This window comes from Rheinheimera riviphila, from assembly GCF_004005945.1.
GTDB classification, from domain to species: Bacteria; Pseudomonadota; Gammaproteobacteria; order Enterobacterales; family Alteromonadaceae; genus Pararheinheimera; species Pararheinheimera riviphila.
Window position 1 is genome coordinate 41,460 of sequence record NZ_SACS01000004.1, and the last position, 20,283, is coordinate 61,742.

20 protein-coding genes are annotated in these 20,283 nt (G+C 48.1%); 10 read left to right on the top strand and 10 right to left on the bottom strand.

All coding sequences use genetic code 11. The features are described 5' to 3' along the window. Positions 1-15 precede the first annotated feature (15 nt). On the bottom strand, positions 16-1,374 hold the full coding sequence (gene ppnN / locus EOE67_RS05255) for a nucleotide 5'-monophosphate nucleosidase PpnN (protein ID WP_127698002.1): 1,359 nt from the start codon (positions 1,372-1,374) through the stop codon (positions 16-18). An 83-nt stretch (positions 1,375-1,457) separates the two neighbouring features. Beyond that, positions 1,458-3,008, bottom strand: a complete 1,551-nt coding sequence (locus EOE67_RS05260; RefSeq protein WP_127698003.1) for a sensor domain-containing diguanylate cyclase — start codon at positions 3,006-3,008, stop codon at positions 1,458-1,460. A gap of 489 nt (positions 3,009-3,497) precedes the next feature. On the opposite strand from EOE67_RS05260, the gene EOE67_RS05265 reads away from it, so the two are divergent. Beyond that, positions 3,498-5,288 carry a M61 family metallopeptidase gene (locus tag EOE67_RS05265; protein ID WP_240652722.1) on the top strand — a complete coding sequence of 597 codons (1,791 nt, stop codon included), beginning with the start codon at positions 3,498-3,500 and terminating at the stop codon, positions 5,286-5,288. A gap of 69 nt (positions 5,289-5,357) precedes the next feature. Here the strand turns inward: EOE67_RS05265 and queF are convergent, their stop codons facing one another. Continuing rightward, on the bottom strand, positions 5,358-6,206 hold the full coding sequence (queF, locus tag EOE67_RS05270; RefSeq protein ID WP_127698004.1) for an NADPH-dependent 7-cyano-7-deazaguanine reductase QueF: 849 nt from the start codon (positions 6,204-6,206) through the stop codon (positions 5,358-5,360). A 56-nt stretch (positions 6,207-6,262) separates the two neighbouring features. Between queF and syd the strand changes: the two genes are divergently transcribed. Next, positions 6,263-6,808, top strand: coding sequence for a SecY-interacting protein (syd, locus tag EOE67_RS05275; protein WP_127698005.1), 546 nt, complete (start codon positions 6,263-6,265; stop codon positions 6,806-6,808). Positions 6,809-6,822: 14 nt separating this feature from the next. Here the strand turns inward: syd and EOE67_RS05280 are convergent, their stop codons facing one another. After that, complete coding sequence (locus EOE67_RS05280) at positions 6,823-7,596, bottom strand: DUF2310 family Zn-ribbon-containing protein (RefSeq protein ID WP_127698006.1); 774 nt, start codon at positions 7,594-7,596, stop codon at positions 6,823-6,825. Next, positions 7,583-7,957 carry a hypothetical protein gene (locus tag EOE67_RS05285; protein WP_127698007.1) on the bottom strand — a complete coding sequence of 125 codons (375 nt, stop codon included), beginning with the start codon at positions 7,955-7,957 and terminating at the stop codon, positions 7,583-7,585. Before EOE67_RS05285 ends, EOE67_RS05280 begins: the two co-directional genes overlap by 14 nt. Positions 7,958-8,192: 235 nt before the next feature. Between EOE67_RS05285 and EOE67_RS05290 the strand changes: the two genes are divergently transcribed. From EOE67_RS05290 to EOE67_RS05300, 3 genes are all read left to right on the top strand, one after another. Next, positions 8,193-8,558 (top strand): DUF3192 domain-containing protein, encoded by a 366-nt coding sequence (locus EOE67_RS05290; RefSeq protein ID WP_127698008.1) that lies wholly within the window; start codon positions 8,193-8,195, stop codon positions 8,556-8,558. Between the two features lie 238 nt (positions 8,559-8,796). Then, complete coding sequence (locus EOE67_RS05295) at positions 8,797-9,441, top strand: GNAT family N-acetyltransferase (RefSeq protein ID WP_127698009.1); 645 nt, start codon at positions 8,797-8,799, stop codon at positions 9,439-9,441. 6 nt (positions 9,442-9,447) lie between these two features. Further along, positions 9,448-9,810 carry an Mpo1-like protein gene (locus EOE67_RS05300; RefSeq protein WP_127698010.1) on the top strand — a complete coding sequence of 121 codons (363 nt, stop codon included), beginning with the start codon at positions 9,448-9,450 and terminating at the stop codon, positions 9,808-9,810. 5 nt (positions 9,811-9,815) lie between these two features. On the opposite strand, the gene EOE67_RS05305 is transcribed toward EOE67_RS05300, so the two are convergent. Beyond that, positions 9,816-10,112: a DUF3301 domain-containing protein gene (locus EOE67_RS05305; RefSeq protein WP_127698011.1), complete on the bottom strand. Its 297-nt coding sequence runs from the start codon at positions 10,110-10,112 to the stop codon at positions 9,816-9,818. A 131-nt stretch (positions 10,113-10,243) separates the two neighbouring features. On the opposite strand from EOE67_RS05305, the gene EOE67_RS05310 reads away from it, so the two are divergent. Genes EOE67_RS05310 through EOE67_RS05320 form a run of 3 tightly spaced genes read left to right on the top strand, consistent with a single transcriptional unit; the run spans position 10,244 to position 11,927 of the window. Further along, positions 10,244-10,585 (top strand): YqcC family protein, encoded by a 342-nt coding sequence (locus EOE67_RS05310; RefSeq protein ID WP_127698012.1) that lies wholly within the window; start codon positions 10,244-10,246, stop codon positions 10,583-10,585. Between the two features lies 1 nt (position 10,586). After that, on the top strand, positions 10,587-11,462 hold the full coding sequence (gene truC, locus EOE67_RS05315; RefSeq protein WP_127698013.1) for a tRNA pseudouridine(65) synthase TruC: 876 nt from the start codon (positions 10,587-10,589) through the stop codon (positions 11,460-11,462). A 3-nt stretch (positions 11,463-11,465) separates the two neighbouring features. Then, entirely contained in the window at positions 11,466-11,927 is a 462-nt protein-coding gene (locus tag EOE67_RS05320) for a flavodoxin (protein WP_127698014.1), read from the top strand. Here the strand turns inward: EOE67_RS05320 and EOE67_RS05325 are convergent. Continuing rightward, on the bottom strand, positions 11,917-14,049 hold the full coding sequence (locus EOE67_RS05325) for a winged helix-turn-helix domain-containing protein (protein ID WP_127698015.1): 2,133 nt from the start codon (positions 14,047-14,049) through the stop codon (positions 11,917-11,919). The two genes, EOE67_RS05320 and EOE67_RS05325, sit on opposite strands and share 11 nt — an antisense overlap. A 252-nt stretch (positions 14,050-14,301) precedes the next feature. On the opposite strand from EOE67_RS05325, the gene EOE67_RS05330 reads away from it, so the two are divergent. Together EOE67_RS05330 and EOE67_RS05335 are read left to right on the top strand one after the other, a co-directional pair. Next, positions 14,302-14,787 carry a nuclear transport factor 2-like protein gene (locus EOE67_RS05330; RefSeq protein WP_127698016.1) on the top strand — a complete coding sequence of 162 codons (486 nt, stop codon included), beginning with the start codon at positions 14,302-14,304 and terminating at the stop codon, positions 14,785-14,787. 185 nt (positions 14,788-14,972) lie between these two features. After that, positions 14,973-15,755, top strand: coding sequence for an MBL fold metallo-hydrolase (locus EOE67_RS05335; protein WP_127698017.1), 783 nt, complete (start codon positions 14,973-14,975; stop codon positions 15,753-15,755). Positions 15,756-15,850: 95 nt separating this feature from the next. On the opposite strand, the gene dapD is transcribed toward EOE67_RS05335, so the two are convergent. The 3 genes from dapD to map all read right to left on the bottom strand — a co-directional run bounded on the left by dapD (position 15,851) and on the right by map (position 20,168). Continuing rightward, the gene (gene dapD, locus EOE67_RS05340; protein WP_127698018.1) at positions 15,851-16,675 is read right to left on the bottom strand and encodes a 2,3,4,5-tetrahydropyridine-2,6-dicarboxylate N-succinyltransferase; all 825 of its coding nucleotides are present in this window, start codon (positions 16,673-16,675) and stop codon (positions 15,851-15,853) included. A 9-nt stretch (positions 16,676-16,684) separates the two neighbouring features. Further along, complete coding sequence (gene glnD, locus EOE67_RS05345; protein ID WP_127698019.1) at positions 16,685-19,309, bottom strand: [protein-PII] uridylyltransferase; 2,625 nt, start codon at positions 19,307-19,309, stop codon at positions 16,685-16,687. 67 nt (positions 19,310-19,376) lie between these two features. Further along, positions 19,377-20,168 (bottom strand): type I methionyl aminopeptidase, encoded by a 792-nt coding sequence (gene map, locus EOE67_RS05350; RefSeq protein ID WP_127698020.1) that lies wholly within the window; start codon positions 20,166-20,168, stop codon positions 19,377-19,379. Positions 20,169-20,283: the final 115 nt, after the last annotated feature.

Consider the following 20,283-nt stretch of genomic DNA (forward strand, 5'->3'; position numbering starts at 1 on the left):
TTTTCAAGGCAGAACTCAGAGGGCGATTTTATAACAAGGAATATATTTGCTGCCAGGCAGTTTCATCCGGCCCTGTGCGACAAAGGCTTCTAATAGCTTGTCCATCAGCACCATTAACTTCGGCTCACCCGACAACACAAAAGGTCCGTGCTGGGCAATCGCTTTGATGCCTTCATCTTTGACATTGCCAGCGACAATACCGGAAAAAGCGCGCCGTAAATTAGCCGCGAGTTTGGCCTTGTCTTGCTCCAAATGTAAATCCAACGCTGCCATGTTCTGGTGAGTTGGCGCAAATGGATGCTGGAAATCGCTGTCAATTTGCAATGACCAGTTGAAATGATAAGCATCACCGACAGTTTTGCGGAATTGGCGAAGGTCAGCACAGCCTTGTTTTAGCTTCTGCGCGACTAATGCCGGATCATCAATAATTACTTCAAACAATTTTAATGCCGCTGGGCCAAGCGTTTGTTCGATAAACGACTGTAATTCCAGGAAATAAGCTTCGCTTTGTTTTGGCCCGGTCAAGATCACCGGTAACACCTGATCGGCATTGTCCTGGTGCAACATAATGCCGAGTAAATACAATAGCTCTTCAGCAGTGCCAGCACCGCCAGGGAAAATAATAATACCGTGCGCGGTGCGGACAAAGGCTTCCAGGCGTTTTTCAATATCCGGTAAAATCACCAGTTCATTGACGATTGGGTTCGGCGGTTCAGCGGCAATAATGCTCGGTTCGGTCAAGCCCAGATACCGACCGTGCCGGATGCGTTGTTTGCTGTGGCCGATGGTGGCGCCTTTCATCGGGCCTTTCATTGCACCCGGTCCACAACCGGTACAAATATTCAGGCCACGTAAGCCCAGTTGATAACCGACTTCTTTGGTGTATTTATATTCCACTTCATTAATCGAATGGCCGCCCCAACACACAATCATATTGGGTTCGGTGCTGGAATTGATCACCCGGGCATTGCGTAAAATATCAAACACGGTGTGGGTCAAATGGTCGCTGTTTTGCAGGTCAAAGCGGTTTTGATCAACCCCAAGCTGGGTGTGATAAAACAAAATATCGCGCAGCACAGCAAATAAATGCTCGTGGATCCCTTTAATGATCTGGCCATCGACAAAGGCATTGAGCGGCGGGTTAAATAACTCAATTTTGATACCGCGTTCACGGGCAATCAGGTTGACGCTAAAGTTCTCAAATTGCTGATAAATTTCCGCCGAACTATCGGTATGACTGCCAACATTTAACACGGCTAAACAGCAATTGCGGAACAACCGGAAAATTTCGCTGTTGGCATTTTGTTTCAGTTGATCAACTTCCAGCTGCGACAATAAATCCATCGCACCCAGTGGGTTCAGTTGTACGTGCATGATGACTCCTTGTGGGCTGACATCACCACGACAAGCTGATGTCAGGATCGAATGTGCAGGCGGATCCTGGTGATAGTTCTACGCTACTTTTTAAAAACCACCTTGTCCCGGCCATTACGTTTGGCTTCGTATAATGCTTCATCAGCGCGGTCAAACGCTTCGCGGTTCGTGTCGGCGCCGCGTAATTCGGTGGCGCCAAAAGAAATGGTGATCGGCACGTTAGTGTCTTTAAACTTAAACGGGATCCGCTTAATTTTTTCCCGGATCGCATTCAGCGGTACCGACAAATCTTCCATCGCCGTTTCCGGAAACAACAAAATAAATTCTTCACCACCATAACGGGCAATAAAATCGGTGTCCCGCAGGCTTTGTTTCAGGGCCTTGGCGATGACTTTTAAGGTTTTGTCGCCGGCACTGTGACCATAACTGTCGTTGATGTTTTTAAAATGATCGACATCGCCAAGTACAATGGCCAAAGGTTTGCCAGAGCGCTTAAAACGTTTGACTTCAAGTTCGTACCGTTCATCAAAAGCGGCGCGGTTTGGTAGTTCGGTTAACGAGTCCTGCAAGCTTCGGAATTTTTGTTCGGCCAGCCGCTTTTTAAACTGCGACGCTTCTTCTTCCAGCTCTTTTAACCTTGCATCCATTTGCTGTACTGCTTGCAGCAACAGCTGCCGTTCCTGACGTTCCAGTGCTTCTTTATCTTTTAACGAGGAAGTAATAGCCCCCAGCTTATCCGATACCATCAGTTGCAATTGTTCTAACGAGGTCGCGGATTTGGTTTCCTGGCCCAATAATTCAATTTGCCGCTCAATCTGTTGATTCAGCAGCTGCATTTTTTCTTTGATGTTATTGCTGGTATTAAGCGACGAAACCAACGATTGCTGTACGCTGGTTAGCGCTTCATTTAGCTTTAATAAAAAGTGCTGGGCGGACTGGCGTTCATCGTTGATGCTGGAAATAATAATTTCGATGGTGTGCAGACAAGCTTCCAGCAGCTTTTCGATCCCCAGTTCTGACAACAAGCTCAGCCGAATACTTTCGATTGATTTGGCGTATTGCCCTTCAAACGCTAGTTCGCTTAATAAATTGGTTAGTTCTACTGAGATTTGCCGACAAATCGCTTCATAACGTGTGGCATCACTGAGCTCTTCAATCGCCATATTTTGCTTGGCATTTAACGCCAGCTGGTACAGTTCAGTCAGGTGCGTCAGATGAGGTAAAAAGGCTTGCACGCTGGGTGTAGGCTCGTCGACTCTATTTAGTAAATCGCGTAAATCACGTCGAAGTTGGTCGGGCAATCCTCGTTGCTTCTGCAGCAATTTACCGGCAACAGTCAGGCTTTGTTGCGCTCGTTTAACATCCTGATGCTGTTTCGATTCGAGGACTTTCAGATGCTCAGTGGTACCGTCGACCAGCGGCAAAACTTTTTCAAGATCAACGCCTTTACCCAGCTCTACCCGCAATTTTGCCAGTTTATTGTCTAACTCGATATCAATCCCTTTGCAGACTAAAGACAAACGGGACACAAACTGAGTCAGAATTTTAAACTGACCTTCGTAGGTATCTTCGAGTTGTTTTCTAGCTTTTAATGCTGCTGAGAGTTGTTGCTTGAGATTGTTTTCAGTGTCCACTACAAACTTTTTCCTGGCGCTCACCGAGTTAACTTGCCGGTAAGTATATCGTTAATAACGGAAAAAGCGCAGTCGTTTTGGCTGATGCTGTAAAAAAAGCACGATGGATGCAAGGTGTCCTGCGACAGGTTACAAAACGATGGTGAGGCTCATAAAAAACGGCAAGCCGTAGCTTGCCGTTTTCTGGTCCGTAGTGGACTTTATTTTTATTTCCTGGTCAGGTAGTAGGGTAACCAGGATTGTTCTTCAGCAGAGGTCAGAATTGTCATCGAAACTGTCCTTCAATTATGGGTGGGTTGATGTGTCTGGCATCAACGTTGATAATTTAAACATATTTCGTTTCGAAAGTAAAAGTGATCTTGTAATGTTTCATAGTGGCCGACAAAATTGTTTTTTGGTAATTGAAAGGAAAAGTGTACAGCTTGAACGCATTTCGCTGGTAAAACTGCGGCAATTCCCCTAAGTTCCCGAATTAACAAAGGAGTCCTTATGTCTGTGTTCGTCCGTCGTTTTGTGCTGTTGTTGTTGATGTTTCAGGTCTGGTTGGTTCATGCTGAAACGCAATATCAGATTACGATTACCCAGCCAGAGCATCATCTGGCCGATATCGAAATGCGATTTGTAGCCGAGCGTGCAGGTCCGTTGCAGCTGAAACTGCCAGCCTGGCGCAGTGGTAAATATCAAATTATGGATTTAGCCAGCGGCGTGCGGCTATTCCGGGCGACAGATAGCAATAATCAACAGTTAACCTTTGATAAAATTGAAAAAAGCATCTGGGAGCTGCAAGTGCATACTCCAGGTGTTATCACCATCAAATACCAGATTTATGCCAATGAACTGGCGCAGCGCACCCGCCATATTGACGATAGCCATGCCTATATCAATGCTTCTGCTTACCTGATGTATACCGATCAAACACGCCACCAACCGGTATCAGTGCAATTAAAAGTGCCAACAGCGTGGCGCAGCACTTCCGGCATGCAGCGCGGCGAAAACCCGCATCAATTCCTGGCGGCTGATTACGATGTGTTAGCCGATTCGCCGATTGAAACCGGTATCCATCAGTTCTATAACTTCGAAGCCGATGGTCGTAGTTACGAAGTGGTGATTTGGGGGGAAGGAAATTACGATCCAAAACAAATGGTCACTGACTTACAGAAATTAGTCGCTCAGGCACCGACAATCTGGCAAGGCTACCCTTATCAGCATTATCTTTTTATTATTCATGCCACCCATGGCGCCAGAGGGGCGACTGAACACCTGAATTCGACGGTTATTCAGCGTGAACGCTTTAGTTTCGGTAGTCGCGAGCACTATTTACAGTTTTTGTCGACCGCAGCGCATGAGCTGATCCACACCTGGAACGTCAAAGCTTACCGGCCATCTGAGCTGGTGCCTTATGACTACTTACAGCCAAACTACAGTAAGTTGTTGTGGATCTCGGAAGGTTCCACCAGCTATTTCCAAAATCAGTTATTGCTACGTGCCGGGTTAATGACGCATGCCGAGTTTTATGCGGATTTGGCAAAACGGCTGGATAAATTTGACCGGTTACCCGGCGCCCATGTGCAATCCGTGGCGCAGAGCAGCTTTGATAACTGGATTAGCCTGAACGGTGATCATGCCGACAATTTTAGCGTGAACATTTACAGTGAAGGCTATCTGGTCAGCTGGTTGCTTGATCATTATTTGCTGAGTCATTCCGGGCTTAAAGCCAGCTATCGTGATATTCACCGGCAGCTTTACCAGCGTTTTGGTAAAACAACAGCTTTCACAGCGAAAGATGTGCAGAGCATTGCTCAGGAATTGACGGGTAAATCGTTGCTTCCGTGGTGGCAACAACAAGTCGATTCACCACCCAAGGTCGACAGCGACAAACGGCTAGCGGCCGCCGGACTAGAACGGGTTGTGGTGAAAGAGCAACAAGCCTGGTTGGGATTAACCGGCGAATTTAAAAACGGTAGCGACAAAATCAGCAAAGTTGAACGCAACTCGCCGGCCTGGAAGGGCGGGGTGACCATTGACGATGAAATTGTTGCGCTGAATCAGTTGCAACTAAAAGCTTCATTGCTTGATCGAATGAAAGATTTTAAGCCAGGACAAACCATCGAATTGAGTTTGTTCCGCGAAGGTCGTTTGCAACACAAAAAAGTGGTGTTGGGCGCATTACCGGCTAAACCGTCGCAGATCTCGCCGGTGGCGAAGCCAACCACAGCACAGCGTAAATTTCATCAGGCCTGGTTGGGTGTTGAACTGGAAAAGGCTAAATTTAGTCGTTGATTAGCTTATATGTTCTGAATTTCGCTGCGATAGGCAGACAGCAACTGATCGCTGTCTGCCAAGATGGACTTATTGCCGGGTTAAGCGGATGTTTGGTGGGCTGTAAGGGCCGCTGCTACGCAGTGGATTAATGTCCAATCCACCACGGCGGGTATAACAGGCATAAACTGCCAGGAATTCCGGTTGTGCTAACCGCATCAAATCCAGATAAATTCGCTCAACACATTGTTCATGAAATTCATTGTGATGGCGAAAGCTAATCAGGTAACGCAGCAAACTTTCGTGATCAATGGCTGGTCCGCGATAATGAATAAATACGCTGGCCCAATCTGGCTGTGAAGTGATCAGGCAATTTGATTTCAGTAAATGTGAGTGCAGTTTTTCTTCGATCACCGTTTCTGCACCTGTCAATTTTAATAAGCCGGCATCAAATTCATAGGTATCGACTTCGATATCCAGATCGTCGAGGCAACGACCCTGGATCCAGGTTGGCTGAAAGGCAATCAATTCATTGACATGGTGAATAGTCACCGACACTTTATCACCGGCGCAGCCTGATAAATCATGCACCAGCGTCTGATACAGCTGACTAATATCGCGAAACCGGGTCTGATTCAGACTGTTCAGATAAAGCTTAAAAGATTTTGATTCAATCAGGTTGGCAGAAGTGACGGGCACCACAAAAGTCGCTAACGCCACCATTGGTTTGCCTTTATGGTTAAGCCACGACAGCTCATAGGCATGCCAAATATCCTGGCCAAAAAACGGCAATGGCGCCGTGCTTGCCGCTAAACCAATGGCATCCCGACCCAGTTGACGCGGCACCGCTTGCAGCAACGTGGCATCGTATTGATCGGTATAGGCGGTTGCTTTGCCCAAATTCAGGTGGGCCAATAAAGATTCATCAGGTTTTGTCATGGCAGGCTCGAACCGGTTAGAATAGGGCAATTTTATCACAGGATCATCTGAGCGATATGTCTGAAGTGACACAAGTTTTCACCCAATTACTGCAAAATGCGCGAACTACAGCTGAATCTGCCGACAATAGCTGGTTTAGTTATGCCGATCCGGAATTAGCGTCACCTTGTCAGTACGGTAATGTTTCTGGTGATCAACAAGTACGTTGGTGGCCAGTTATGCGTAGTGAATGTCAGGATTTCAGCAATCTGGAGCACGGTCTGGAATTTAGCTTACATCCTGATCTACAAGCTTTTTATGGTCATTGTTATGGCGGTGGGCTCAAAGTTCAGCATCAACGCGGCAATGCTGAATTATTGATGGTATGGCATCAGGAAGACTTTAGTCGGTTACAGCAAAATATCATCGCGCATATTTTGATGAAAAGACGTTTAAAACAACGTGAAACGGTGTTTTTTGCCGTCACTGACGATGATGACATTATGTTGTCGGTGCTCAATGAAACAGGCGCTGTATATCTGGAACACGCAGGTTGTGAAGTGAAAGAGCAGTTAGCCGGTTCGCTGGCGGAGTTTTTGCAGCAACTGACGGTCGCTGCATAAATTGACAAGTGCGATCACTGGCACTGCCAGGCAATATTGCTGAGCAACAAGCAGTGCTGGCACTGAAAGTCGAACAGCTGATGTAATGGTTCTGCCAGGTGCCACGCCTGACCACATCCAGGGCAACATTTATCAGCTTCGGTATCGCAGTTGCGACTACTGCCGCTATACAACGCAAAATACACCGGGACTTGTTGTTGGCGGGCTATTTTCGCCGCAAATTGACGGCCTTGACGGTTGAGCGTGCTATTGAACTGTTGCAGGCTGTTTTCCGCAATTTTTGGCAGCACCCGTTGTTCCTGCATTTGAATTTCATCCAGCGCCTGAAATTGTAGCTGCCAGCGGATCAAATCCTGATGATCGGGCCCTGAAGTTGGTGAAAACCGGTACAGGGGCACCGGTGCAAAATGTTCGGCGCAGTACAACACAGAATTCATCAGACCAAAACGACTATACAAAATAAGCGCAGTCGGCGCTTCGCACGGATCGGTATGATTTGACATCAAATCTTCACCCAACAGCGTCAACTTTGGAAAAGCCAGACCAGCTTCGCCTAATGTCATGAGTGCTTGTTGGGCCGCTGCACTGTGATGGTGACTAGCCAACGCCGCCGTTTCCGGCAAAATAATCCGGCTGATAAAACAGTCTTGTTGTAAATAAGTTGGAAATTCTCGACCTAAAATCTGACCGTTAAAAATCAGTGTTTCCAGATAATGGCGAATGGCTTGCTCTGCTACCGGATAACTGGTGTCGGCGATAATATTAAACTGCAATTCAGCGACGTACATTGGCGGCCTCAGGTTGCAAACTCTGCTCTGTACCTAACTGGGCAGCTATCTGTTCAACGAACAGCGTCAGCCGGTCAACTTTGCCATGAAGCTGTGCCACTTCTTCACGTAATGATTTGATTTCATCGTCTTTTATGAGTTCAGCTGCGGTAAAGTCCGGCGCTGTTGTAGTGAGTGCAGCTTGCGGTGTTGCTGGGACAATTGCCGGCGGATTGCTGCGCCATTGTTGGTAAGCTGAAAACAAAGCGGCCGTTTCCAGTCCTTTTCCGGCATGGGCACGCACCAGCGCCAAACTTGGGGTTTTTCCTTCAGCCTGCAGTTTGGCGGCAGTTTGGCAAACCAAAGGATATAAATCGGTCATATCGCAGCACCCATATTTAAGCACTCACATCGAAGCACGTATATCTAAGTGCTATGGCTAAAAAGTGGTTTAATTTACCACTTTGTGGATAGCATAAGCGAGCGCTTATATTTTAAGTTATTGAAATTTATCTATTTTTAAAATGGCATTGCATTTGCTTATGCCTGATTGAACCAAAACCAGTAGCTGTCACCCATTTTAAAGTTACTGATCCAACACATCACAAGGAATTTCTATGCATACTTTAGCTAAATTATTCGCAGCAACTGCAGTTGTCGTCGGTTTATCAGGTTGTGTGGTTGCAGTTGGCAACGACAACGACGACGAAGAATGGGACAAAAGCCAAAAAATTCAGACCAACAATCAATCATTTATCAATCAACTGCAAACAGGCGCGACGCTGGCATCGGTTCGAAATAGCCTCGGGAACCCGAATTTCAGCGAGAACTTTCAGAAAAACGGCGAAACGACCGAAGTATTATTTTACCGCACCCACCGTACGCACGGCGATGGCATGACCACCAAAGACGAATGTACCGCACTGATTTTTAAACAAGGTTTATTGGTCGGCTGGGGTGACAAGGCCTACCAACAACTTTAAATCTATCTATGTAACGTGCCAGCAGACTGGAATTGCCCGGTCTGCCAGCCCAATCTCAATCCCAAACTACCGTCCACCGCCCACCACCTTTTCCAATCTATGTTCCGGTGGATCAACCACCGCATGATGTGGCACGTCAAACACAAATCTGTTGGAATTTTAACCATTCGGCGGTTTCCGTCCGCCGGTTTGCCTGCTATGTTGATGAAGCCACAACAACAATAAAAGGCCACCACGCATGCAACAGACCGACACTGCAACCGAACAAGCTTTGACCGTGGAAGTACTGAACGCTGAACAGCTCAAATTAGCGGCTTCAATTTTATATATGGCTTATCACGATGATCCGCTTTTGATGCAGATTTTCCGCGCTGAACAAACCGATTACGAAAAACGTTTGCGTTCGGCCATTCGCGAAGATTTGGCGGCTTTCTGGGATGCGGGTCAGCCATTGTTGGGATTAATGCAGGGCGAACAATTATTAGGGGTGGCCTGTATCACCACGCCGTCCAGCGCGCTTAGCGGCGACCGGTTCTGGCATTGGCGGCTGAAAATGTTACTGACGGCCGGTTTGTTGTCGACCCGGCAAATGTTGGAGAAAGAGCAAAAAATCCATGCGGCGATGCCGGCCGAACGTTATCACATGTTGGCATTTCTGGCGCGTAATCCGGCTTACCACCAACCTGCTGCGATGCGAACATTTCTGCAAGCTATTGATCATTGGGTGGATCTGGAACCTGAATCCGAGGGCATCGGTGTATTCGTTACCTTAGATAAATATTTGCCGTTATTTCATCAGGACGATTATCAAAAGGTCTGCACTCTTGAATTTCAGACGGTGAGTGGTACCTTATTGTTCAGATCAAAACAACCGGCAAGCTAACCTTAAATGACGTCATCACCTGTCACAGACAACCGGCAAAAGTTTACGACTTTTGCCGAATTTTACCCTTATTACTTATCTGAACATCAATTGCCGGCCTGTCGGTTATTGCATTACCTAGGTAGTTCGCTGGTACTTGCTTTGCTGGGATTTATGCTGTGGAGCGGGCAGTGGCAATGGTGGTGGACGTTATTAGTTGCGGGTTATGGTTGTGCCTGGATTGGCCACTTTTTTATCGAACATAACAGGCCAGCGACCTTTAAATACCCGTTTTTCAGCCTGGCAGCAGATTGGGTAATGTTTAAAGATATGCTGACCGGCCAGCTCGCGGCGAAACTCGCCAAAATTCCGGCAAGTTCGGCGCCATAACCGCGTTACATTTTAAATGCCGGTAACTCAAACGCCGCTAGTTTCTGACCTTTGAGCCAAAGTTCAGCCTGATAGCGGCTTTCACCATCGCCACTGAAATCAACCAGATACAAAGTCCGAAAGCCTTTTTTACCATTGACGGTGGTCCAGCGATGGCTGTCTCTGGCACAATCTAAAAACTGGATCTGCTGCTGCTGACACAGTTGTCTGGCAAGACCGGTCGCACGTTCGTCCTGGCGTCTTTGCAGTAAAAACAGATAAGCCACGAACATCAATAAAATCAGGATAAACACCGAGCCCATCTATTTTGGTTCCATCGTCAATAAGTTTGCAGAATATCGATCATGCGGTTCGCTGCAGCAAATTACAAGGCGTGATAGGATCGCTGGCATTATCTTTTGCGTCACGAAAATCAACGGGTCAGCAGGAAACCATGGACTATCAACAGACTGCGCTGTTATTGCAGCAAATTGAAGCCGAAATGAAGGCATTACAGTGGTGGAGCCAGCAAGTTCCCTCGTCAGAGGCTCTAGCCAGTACCGCACCTTTTGCTTGTGATCTGATGACGCTGGGGCAGTGGCTGCAGTTTATTTTTTTACCGCGGATGCAGACGCTGGTCGACGGCCGTTTACCATTACCGCGCAACTGCCATATTCAGCCGATGGCAGAACTGGCCTGGGCGCCACTGACGACTGCGCAACAACCATTGTTGGACGTGCTGAAGGCGCTTGATTCTTTGCTCAGTGACTCTATCCCAGCGGCCGGACGTCTTTAAGATGACCGTATCGCAACTGTCGCAAGTACATCAACAACCAAATGCAACTGTGGTAGCTGAGTCTTCAGACCTGGTTCCGGTATTAACCATTTTGTACCTGGATCAATACCTGGTCGCAATCGATAAGCCGGCGGGTATGTTGGTGCATCGCTCGTTTTTAGACAAACACGAAACCTTGTTTGTGATGCAAACCTTGCGCAATCAGCTCGGGCAACACGTGTTTCCGGTACACCGGCTGGACCGTCCAACCTCAGGCGTGTTGGTGTTTGCCTTGTCACCTGAAGTCGCGAGGTTACTGACTGAACAACATCAGCAGGAAAGCTGGCAGAAATTTTATCTGGCCGTAGTGCGCGGTTATGTCAAAGCGCCATTGCTGCTCGATTATCCGCTGTATGAGCAACTGGACAAAATCGCCGACAAACAGGCAAACCAGCATAAAGCGGCGCAAGATGCCCGCACCGCGCTGTGGCCTTTGGCACAGGTCGAACTGCCGGTTGCAGTTGGCCGATACGCCGCCGCGCGTTATAGCTTAGTGGCGCTGCAGCCGCTGACCGGACGCAAGCATCAGTTGCGCCGTCATTTAGCGCATCTACGCCATCCGATTGTTGGTGATACCAGCCATGGTGATGGTAAGCATAATCAGTTGTTTGCAAAACATTTATCGGCGCCGCGGCTGATGTTGGTGGCAAAACGACTGCAAATCCGGCATCCGATCACAGGCCAGCTGTTGCAATTTGATGCAGGTTTAGCAGAGCTGAAACCTCTATTTACGACATTTAGCTGGCCAACAGACGAGGATTATTATCAACAGCTATGGTCAACTTTGGATTTTCAACAATTGCCGGTACAAGCAGATCCGGCCAAACCAGGATTATAACCGATGGCGAAAATTGCAGTCATGGTGGGAACCGTCTACGGCGGCGCACAGTACGTAGCGGAGCAAGCGATTGAATTATTGGGAAAAATTGGCCACCAGGCACAATTGTTTCATCCGGCGCGACTGAATAATGTCCTTCAGGCTGACGCTGATCATTGGCTGGTGATTACCTCCACCACCGGCCAGGGCGATATTCCTGATGATTTAGTACCGTTTTATGTCGAAGTGCAGGACAAGTTTCCGCTTTTCGGAAACAAAAGTTGGGCGGTAATCACGCTCGGTGATAGCAGTTATGGCGATACTTATTGCGGCTCAGGCGAAAAAGTCAGGCAATTATTCAGCGAGTTACAGGGTACTGAGTTGACGCCAATGCTCAGGATTGACGCCGGTGAAACCTTACAGCCCGAAGATGTGGCGTTGCCGTGGATTGCTGAGCATTATCAGCTGTTGCCTGCTACCAGCTAAACTCCACAATATCAGTGCTGATCGTTTGTTTTTGATTAAATAAAATCTGCTCGGCACGGGCATCACTGATCCACAGATTGCGATCTTTTGGTAAAACGATCAGTTTCGGTTGTTGCAGTTGCAAATCAAGCTGCAATAAATCGCCACTTTTGGTGGTTGCCAGCAGGTTTTCACCGGCAATGGTAAAAGCGCTTAGCGTAAATTCCGGTACAACAGCTTTTGCAACTTGTTGATTTTTTGGAAGTTGATATAAATGAAAACTGGCATCACTAAACCACAAGGTATCGTGCTGGTCGAGCCTGGCATCATCAAAACTGCCATGCTGTAGCGCGGTAAGCTCGCCGGTTGTTGGTTGATAGAGCGCCAACATTTCCTGAAATTCATGTTGATATTCAAGCAATAACAGACCTTGTGCTGTCGCCTGATGCAGATATTTAATCCGCACCGGGGTTGGCAGTTGGCTCATCTGTCCATCGAGTGCAAACTGATAAAGCATGTCGTTGACAACGGCCAGCACCGAGCGACCATCAGCGGCCCACACCAAACCATTAATTTTCACCTGAGTATCAAAGGCGCTGAGTTGCCGCAGTGCAGAGCCTTCAGCCGGCCAGGAGCCTTCAGCCAGCCAGATTTGATTTTGGCCACTGCGATCCGACACAAACACCATCTGCTGCGCTTGACTGGATCCCTGTGGCGATAACTTTGCTTGCGACTCAAAAGCCGGTGAGCGCTGTAGCGTCTGCAAGTGCTCGCCCTGAAGATTACTGCTGATGATATCCAGATCAATACCGCCCATGGTGGCAACTGAGTTTTTGCCAGCAAAAGCAAACCGGCTTAACCGCAAGCCTGAAGGGGTAGGCAGCGGTTTGAGGTTGCCATCTTCCTGTAAAGTAAAGAGTTGACCATCAGACTCCAGCAGCATTTGTTTGGACTCTTTCAAATAGTGCAAAGCGATTTGATTAAAAGCTGAAGCATGCTGTTGATACTGGATCGGCAGCCGCGACAATATTTCACCTTGCAAGGTAACTTTCAGCATTTCACTCTGGCCACTGCCAACATGGGATATCACCAGCAACTGTTGATTGGGCAGCTGGGTGAACGTCAGAATATCGCCGTCGCTTAACGATTCACCAAATAATTCAGTGAACTGGCCATTGGCAACTGACAACTGCACCAGGCTGCGCCGGCCGGTATTTTTTGCCTGACGCAGCAGCAACAGTTGCTGATCCTGGGTCCAGACCAGATGGGTCAGCGGCTGGTGCTCACAGGAACCTGGCTTTTTCACAGCAGCTGGAGTTTTGTCCTGCAGTAGTGCATGAAGCTCAATCACTTCGACCTGCCAGCACGGCGCATGATTTGGTGCAGCACAGCGATTGCTGCTGATCATGGCCAATTGTGTTGAATCCGGGGACCAGGCAGATCCGCTAAATTGTTGTAGCCTGTGTGTCAGCTGTAACTCACTTTTATCGCTACGCTGTTGTAACCAGAAAGTACTGCTGCAAAAACTGCCAAATCGTTCAAAGGCGATAAAGCGCTGATCCGGCGAATAACTGGCATTGTCTTCATGTTGATCAGAAGCGGTGATTTGGCTTTGCAGCTGCAGCGCCTGTGGTGTTGGCTGGTTGAGGGCTGGCTGGTTGAGGATTGGCTGGTGTGGCATGAGAACAGCGCCAATCAACAGCGCAATCGCCGCGATGCCAATCAGCCAGCGGCTGGTTATGTTTGTCGTTGTTGCTGATTTCAGTGGCGATAAAACTGCAGGTCCGTCGCCGTCAGACGCAGCAGCTGACGACTTGAGGACGTCATCTTCGGTCATCACGGGAACAATTAGTGCATAACCACGTTTTGGGTAAGTTTTGATCACATTTTGGGTTTGACTGGTTTCACCAAAGGCTTTTCGCAGCTGGGCAATACAACGCTGCAATGTGTTGGGCGAAACCACCGTCTGGCCCCATACTTCCTGCATCAAGGTATCAATACTCACTAGCTGGCCCTGTTGTGCCATCAGGCAAGCCAGCACCTGTAGCACTTTGCCTTGCACCGGCAACACCACACCATCGCGACTGATGGTGTGCTCCTGAAAATCGACAATGCTGGTATGGATACGAACACGCTGCGACATCTGCTCTGCCTGTTGCTGAAGTGCACCCTGCCAGGGAAACAACCGAAATCCTAAAAGCCAGGGTAAAACGTCTTTGATTCTGCTCAATAAAAGCTCGGGATGAGCATACCGTATAAAACTACCATTCAGGGTTAAATCAGCAAAAAATCAGCATTTCCGCCAGTGTTTTTAAAGCAGCCTGCTAACGTGAGCAGGTGCTTGATTGTTTGAGGACAGGCCTAATTTTTCGCCGTAACTTTCTGGAGTAACTTAATGAAATTGAATCAAATTATTCTCATGTGTTTTGCAATAAGTGGTCTTGGTTTGTGCAGTTTGCAATTGATGGCCGCTGAACCAAAAACTGTAGCAGCTTCGCAAGCGCAGCCACAGCCCATGGCCGCGCCGGAAATATTAGCCTTAGTGCATCAAATCAATCAATTACAGAACAAAGCGATGTTGACCACGTCAGTAAAAGCGGATGTCGATGCGTTATTTGCTTTATACAGCGCTGATTTTGAATATGTGCACGAAAAATATGGCGGCAGCTACAGCCGCGATTTGCTGTATCGCAATACACTCAAAGCTGTTGAAACCAAAAGGTTTAAAGACTCAGTGCCGCGTTATCAGATTGAAGCGGTGTTGCCTGGTCTTAATGCGGCAGCGGTTAGGCGCTATCAACAAACCGGCACTCCGGCTTATCACCTGGCTGTCTTCGAATTTGCCGATGGCAAAGTACGGCGCATTGTGGAGTATTGGTAGCGGTGCGAGGGCATGTTAAACGCACATTAAAACATTGGTACTTCGTATATACCCAAAATCATTGAAGATTCGGGTAGGCGACGAGGAGCGAGACCCAGGAGCATAGTTGTCCTATGTGACTGGGGCGAGCGAGCGAAGGCAACAACCCCGAATCTTCAAGGGTGACGGGTAAAAAAGGATTATCCATGAAGTTGACATTATTTTTTTTCGCCCTGATCTACTCGGCAATCGGGTGGGCAAATACTTCGAACATTGCGGTAACCAAATTGTCCGAAGACGCATTTATTTTGAATGCTATCGGTTATGGCACAAATATCGGTTTGTTCAAAACGACCGACGGAATTGTCTTGGTAGACCCAATGCCGGGGGAAAAAAATTTAGACACTTTGCATGCGCTGATCGATAGCCTTGCTGGAGGATCTGCAAGATTTGTATTAAATACGCATGCGCATAGCGATCACTCGGGTGGAAATAGTTATTTTATTGGCCAAGGTGGTTTGCTGATGAACGATGCAGTTCATTTAACTGAGATTGAAGATTTTGCGGCTATATCTCATTCAGGTGTGGATAAAGTTTATTTTCACGCTAAGAGTAACAGTATCTTTGTGGGGGATATTTATGACACAAGCTGGCATCCAACATTTTATGCGGGTGGGGTGTCCGGGTTTAGCAAGGCCATTGAAGGCATTCTCAAGCTAGGTAATGACGAAAGTATCATTGTCCCTGGGCACGGTAAACCAACCGGCAAAACCGAACTTCAATTGTTTAAGAATAATACTTTAGCTTGGGTGGCCAGAGTAAAAAAGCTGAAGGGGGACGGTAAATCGGCCATCGAAATTAAGAATGATGCCCAAATAAAAATTATTTTGGGGAAGTTCAACGTGGAAAACAAAGCTGATTTTGTACCAGAAGAAGCATTTGTCCGTTTTATCGAAAGAACTTTAGCCGTCATTGAAAAGGGCGAGTAACAAAACGCTATTGCGGAAAATTCAGCCTGACCAAAACAACAGCCGCAAAAGCGGCTGTATTAGTTTCACCCTATCGTGATCGGCAACGCACGCTGCTACTCGATACTGCGTAATAACGCGTTAATACCGACTTTAGCGCGGGTTTGGGCGTCCACCCGTTTTACGATGATCGCTGCATATAAACTATGTGAACCATCTTTGCTTGGGATAGAGCCTGGCACCACAACGGCGCCAGCCGGGACGCGACCGTAGGTCACTTCGCCGGTTTCGCGGTCGTAGATGCGCGTTGACTGGCTGATATACACGCCCATCGACAGCACCGCGCCTTCTTCGATAATCACGCCTTCGACCACTTCTGAGCGCGCGCCGATAAAACAATTATCTTCGATGATGGTTGGGTTCGCTTGTAATGGCTCTAATACACCACCAATGCCAACGCCGCCGGATAAATGTACGTTTTTACCGATCTGAGCGCACGAGCCAACGGTGGCCCAGGTATCAACCATGGTGCCTTCGCCGACATAAGCGCCGATATTGACGTAACTAGGCATCAACACCACGTTTTTACCGATAAAACTGCCTTTACGCACCGCCGCTGGTGGCACCACGCGCATGCCTTCAGCGACAAAACGCTCGTGGGTATAATCAGCAAATTTCATCGGAACTTTGTCGAAGAAACGGTTTTCTGCGCCGTCCATCACTTGGTTGTCGTTAATGCGAAAGGACAACAATACGGCTTTTTTCAGCCATTGATGCGTCACCCATTCGCCGGCGATTTTTTCAGCAACCCGGGCCTGACCGCTGTCCAATAAGGCAATAGCGGCTTCCACCGCGCTTTTGACGTCGCTGGTGACCGTTGCCGGCGTGATATTCATGCGGTTTTCAAACGCGTCTTCGATAATGCTTTTTAAATCAGCCATGATGGTGCTTTAGCCCTCTGTTGCATGGGTAAGTTGTTCCACCAGGACGCGGCGTAGCTGGCTTTGTTCGTCAGCTGTCAGTGCTTCGTCCTGGCGGGTGGAAATCATAAAAAAGTCTTCTGCACGCTCGCCAATGGTGGTGATTTTGGCGGCGTGAATATTAATTTCGCATTGCGAAAACACCTGACCGATATCGGCCAGCAAGCCCGGTGTATCTAAGGCTGCAAGTTCCAGCATCGTGCGTTGTTTGTTTTTGCCCGGTAAAAACACCACTTTGGGTGGTACATGAAAAGCCCGTAATTGCTTATTAGGACGCGCTTTTTGCCGCTCAGTGGTCGGTGGGTTGGTGATATAAGTTTCCAGCGCTTTTTTAATGCTGGCGATGCGCGAAGTAGAGGTCACTGCGGCGCCGTTTTGTTCCAGCACCACAAAGGTATCCATCGCATAACCGTCTTTGTTGGTCATGATCTGCGCATCAAAAATACTGACTTTTTTGCTGTCGAGAGCTGCGACCATGCGGGCAAATAAGTTCGGTTGGTCGGCGGTGTAGACGAAAATCTGCGTACCACCGCGCATTGCGCTTGGGCTAATCAGCACCATTGGCTGGCTAAAGTCAGCATGTTGCAGCAGGTTTTCGCTATGCCAGGCAATCAACCGCGGATTATAACGAGCGAAATAATCGGCTTTAAATTTGCTCCACAGCGGATTGACCTGTGCTTCGCTAAAGCCTTTTTCGGCCAGCAAACGTAGTGCTTCGGTTTGGTGTTCGCGGATTTGGTCGCGCAAATCCATTGGTTTTTCCAAACCACGGCGAAAGGCTTTTTGGGTTCCCAAATACAGCTCACGTAATAATGAACCTTTCCAGTCATTCCACAGGTTGTCGTTGGTGGCGCGGATATCGGCCAGCGTTAAACAGTACAGGTAGTTTAAACGGGTTTCGTCGCGGACTTTTTCGGCAAATTCGGCGATAACGGCTGGATCGTGAATATCGCGGCGCTGCGCTGTCACCGACATCAATAAATGTTGTTCCACCAGCCAGACAATCAGCTTGGTATCAAATTCACTGAGCTTATGCAGCTTGCCAAATTCACGCGCATCCATCGCGCCTAAGTCCGAGTGATCGCCGCCGCGGCCTTTGGCAATATCGTGGAAAATGCCACCTAAATACAGCAGCTCCGGCTTCTCCAGCCTATTAACGATATCGGTGCACAGCGGAAACTCATTGGCAAATTCTGGCTCGCTGTAGCGATGTAAGTTTTTCAGTACCCGGTGGGTATGTTCGTCGACGGTATAAGCGTGGAATAAATCAAATTGCATCTGACCGACGATATTGCGCCACTGCGGCAAATAAGCCGCCAGAATACCGTGACGATGCATCAGGGTAATAGCGCGGTCCATACCGTGCGGATGGCGGATGATCGCCATAAACAGCTGGCGGCAGGCTTCATAATCCTGTAAATCGCCCATCAAACGACGGCGCACTTGCCGCAGCAAGCGAATGGTTTCGGAATGAATACCATGAATTTGCGGATGATTAGCGATATGCCAGAACAAGCGCAGGATATTTTCACGCCGCGCAAACACCGCTTTGTCGGTGGCGTGAATGAGATGGCCCTGAATTTCAAAAAAGTCATCCAGCGACTGGGTTTTATATTTGCTATGGCTTTTGAGAATACTGCCTTCAAAATGCTGTAATAGCATTTCGTTCAGTTCACTGACCCGCTGCACGGTGCGGAAAAACCGTTTCATCATCCGCTCAACTGAGGCTTTACCGTCATCACCAAAACCGAGACGATGCGCCACCGCGGGCTGATAATCAAACAAGATGCGGTTTTCGTTGCGACCCGCTTCAATATGCAGCGCAAAGCGCATCTGCCATAAATACGCTTCACACTCCATCAGCTCCTGATATTCATCTTCGGTCAGGTACTGATAGGCCACCAGCTCGCGCATGGTGCGGGTGCGAAAGTGTTTTTTTGCCACCCAGCCGATGGTTTGAATATCGCGCAGGCCACCAGGGTTAGCTTTTAAATTCGGTTCCAGGTTATAAGCGGTGCCGTGATACTGGGCGTGCCGACCTTGTTGTTCGTGGCGTTTCGCCTGGAAAAAATCTTTACTGGGCCAGAAGTTATCTTTACTAACTTCAGCCTGTAGGCTGTCAAACAGCTGCTGATTACCAGCGAGATAACGCATTTCCATTAAATTGGTGGCGATGGTGATGTCGTCTTTGCCAAGGCTCACGGATTCTTTAATGGTGCGCACGCTATGGCCGACTTCTAAGCGTAAGTCCCACAGCAAAGTAACAAAATGAGCGATTTGTTCCTGCAACGCCGGGCTTAAGCGGGCTTCGGTCAGGATCAATAAGTCGATATCAGAGTAAGGATGGAGTTCGCCACGGCCATAACCGCCAACGGCAATCAGTGTCAGTTGCTTTTGTTTATTCAGATCAAAGTGTTGCCATAACGATTGCAGCACGTCGTCCATAAAACGCGCCCGCGATTTCACCAAACTATTGACGGTCTGGGTTTGCGAGCTGACTTTCAGCCATTCCAGAAAATCGGCAAAATGTTTTTTGTAACTATCGAGGGTAAAGTGGCTTGGAATGGTCTTATCAAATGCAAGCGCCGTGCTCATGAAAAAATACCCTAAGTGGTTACTTTTTGTGGTCTGAACTGCCAGCGCCTTAAAATTACTTTTAAAATCAACCGGCAGTCAGGACTCGTTCGATGGTGTCATCCTGGCGTAATGTCAGAATTTCGCAGCCCGTTTCAGTGACCACAATAGTGTGTTCAAACTGAGCTGATAAACTACGATCTTTCGTTACGACCGTCCAGCCGTCTTTTAACAATTTGCTTTGACGTTCACCGGCATTCACCATTGGCTCAATCGTCAGACACATGCCGGTTTTTAAAATTTCGCCGGTACCAGGTCTGCCATAATGTAAGACCTGCGGATCTTCATGGAACACTTCGCCGATGCCGTGGCCGCAATATTCGCGCACAATTGAATAGTTGTGTTGTTCGGCATGCACCTGAATAGCATGGCCAATATCACCTAAACGACAGCCGTTTTTGACTTTTTTCAAGCCCAGATAAAGTGCTTCTTGGGTGACCCGGATCAGTCGTTCGGCCAGAATGCTCGGTTTACCAATCACAAACATTTTTGAGGTATCGCCGTGGAAACCGTCTTTGATCACCGTGATATCAATATTGATGATATCGCCGTCTTTCAGCGTTTTATCATCGGCCGGAATACCGTGACAGATCACATGATTAACTGAGGTACAAATAGATTTTGGAAAACCATGGTAGTTCAGAGGCGCGGGGATAGCCTGCTGCACATTGACAATATAGTCATGGCAGATGCGATCCAGTTCACCGGTGCTGACACCCGCCTTGACATGAGGCTCAATCATTTCAAGCACTTCGGCTGCCAGACGTCCAGCGACGCGCATTTTTTCGATCTGTTCCGGAGTCTTAATGTTTGCGGCCATGCCATTTCTCTCTGCTATACATCTGCTGTAAAACTACCCACTTTGCTGTAAATCTACGCAGCAGATTGTGTTTCAAGGGCGCCTATGGTATAAAGCGCGCCGCAATTTGGCAAAT